Source organism: uncultured Campylobacter sp., from assembly GCF_938045465.1.
GTDB lineage: Bacteria > Campylobacterota > Campylobacteria > Campylobacterales > Campylobacteraceae > Campylobacter_B.
This window is the reverse complement of the sequence record NZ_CALIBF010000154.1, coordinates 1-1,908: the sequence shown is the minus strand read 5'-3', so window position 1 is coordinate 1,908 and position 1,908 is coordinate 1. Positions and strand designations below refer to the sequence as shown.

The 1,908-nt window shown below is 52.6% G+C and carries 3 protein-coding genes; 1 reads left to right on the top strand and 2 read right to left on the bottom strand.

Annotated features, from left to right (window positions below; translation table 11 throughout):
- Positions 1-57: 57 nt before the first annotated feature.
- Complete coding sequence (locus tag Q0413_RS07400; protein WP_298988349.1) at positions 58-483, bottom strand: hypothetical protein; 426 nt, start codon at positions 481-483, stop codon at positions 58-60.
- A gap of 39 nt (positions 484-522) precedes the next feature.
- Positions 523-1,512: a biotin synthase BioB gene (gene bioB, locus Q0413_RS07395; RefSeq protein ID WP_298988348.1), complete on the bottom strand. Its 990-nt coding sequence runs from the start codon at positions 1,510-1,512 to the stop codon at positions 523-525.
- 240 nt (positions 1,513-1,752) lie between these two features.
- Here bioB and Q0413_RS07390 point away from each other — a divergent pair.
- Positions 1,753-1,908: FAD-dependent oxidoreductase (locus tag Q0413_RS07390; protein ID WP_298988350.1), on the top strand; the 156-nt coding region annotated here is incomplete at its 3' end.

Below are 1,908 nucleotides of genomic sequence, written 5' to 3'. Positions count from 1 at the left end.
TGATCTAGAATTAAAGTCGCACGAATTAAAATTTAGATCAAATTGTAAAATTCACGGCTAAATCCCGCCGCTGCTTATATTTTCCAGATTACGCAGCCTGTTCCAGTTTTGTTCGTTTTGTAAATTTCGCATATTTTGCCGCTGCTGCATCTGTCCCAGCTGCTGTTGCGCTTGCTGTTGCATTAGGCTTTGCTGCGTGGCGATATACCGCTGCTGCGCTCTTTGCTGCGCTTGCGCGCTATTCGCCCTAAATGAATTAAGCGTATCTTGCGATACCGCTTGCTCTTGCGCCTTTCGCGCGACTTCGGCGTCGATTTTTTGCCGCTTCGCGCAGCGGTTTGGCTGCTTCTTATTTAGCGAGCTTGCGACGTCGCATCTGCTCGCGTCCGCCAAGAATGGAGTCTCCTTGCCGTCCTGCGAGAGCAGCGAGCAACCGCAAAGCAACACGACTAAAATCAAGGCAGATAAAAATTTTAACTTCACAATTACATCTCAAATTTTATCTTTAATTACCGATCGCCGCTAATCCGCACCCTTTGCGAGGTCGAATCCGCACTGTGCCACAAGCGCCTTATCGCTTGCGATGCTATCGCCGGTGGTGGTTAGGAAATTGCCCGTAAGCGCCGAGTTGATGCCGCATCCAAGCGCCGTGCGCACGTGCTCGCCTAAATTCCGCCTGCCGCCCGCGAAGCGCAGATACGCGCGCGGCAAGATGAAGCGGTAGATCGCGATCGATTTTAAAATTTCATCGTGTGCTAGCGGCGCGGCGTTTTGCAGCGGAGTGCCCTTGATCGGGGTTAGGATATTGATCGGCACGGAGCTAACGCCCAGCTCTCGCAGCTGCAGCGCCATATCGATGCGATCCTCCATGCCCTCACCCAGCCCGAAAATCCCGCCGCTACATACGTCAAGCCCCACGGCGCGGCAGTTTTGTATCGTTTGGATGCGGTCGTCGTAGCTGTGCGTCGTGCAGATCTGCGGATAAAATTTGCGCGAAGTCTCGAGATTGTGATGATAGGTCTGCACGCCGCTTGCTTTAAGCAGCGCCAGCGCGGGCTTTGAGGCGATCCCTAGCGAGGCGCACAGATGCAGCCGCGTTTTACTTCGCAGCCGCTCATAGATCGCGCAGTATGCCCCTAGATCGGAGCTTTTTTGAGAAATTCCGCGCCCGCTGGCGACGAGCGAGAAGCGGTGCGTCTGCTCGGTTTCGTTTGCAAGCGCGGCGCTTAGTACCTGCTGCTCGCCCAAAATTCCGTAAGTCTCGCAGCCCGTGTTAAAATGCGCCGACTGCGCGCAGTATTTGCAGTCCTCGCTACAGCGCCCCGATTTTACGTTTATGATCGTGCAGAGATTAAATTTATCGCCGCAAAAAGCGCGCCTGATCTCATCCGCCGCCGCAAAAAGCGCGCCCAAATCCTCGCATCGCGCCAGATTTAGCGCCTGCTCCTTCGCAATCTCGCAGCCGCCTATCACGCGATCTTTCAGCTCAGAAACATAAAATTTGTCTATCAATACTTAGCCTTTTTGAAAAAAATGCGTAATTATACAACGCTAAATTTAAAGCAAAGCTCGCGTGTGAAATTTTGGAGCAGGAATTTTGCGCTAAAAATTTCATGCGGAATTCTAGCCCCCCCCTACGCCGATTTTGCGCCGCGATTTTTGCGGACGGCTCGTCTGCGGCATCTGCGCGCGATTTATCGTTTTGAAATTTTATTTTGGCTAAAATTGCGGCTTTAAATTTAAAGGTAAAAAATGAAATACGACGTTATCGTTGTGGGCGGCGGGCACGCAGGTATCGAGGCAAGCTTAGCCGCCGCAAAAATGGGCGCAAAGACGCTGCTGATTACGATCTTGGCCGAACAGATCGGCGCTGCGAGCTGTAACCCCGCAATCGGCGGCCTTGCTAAG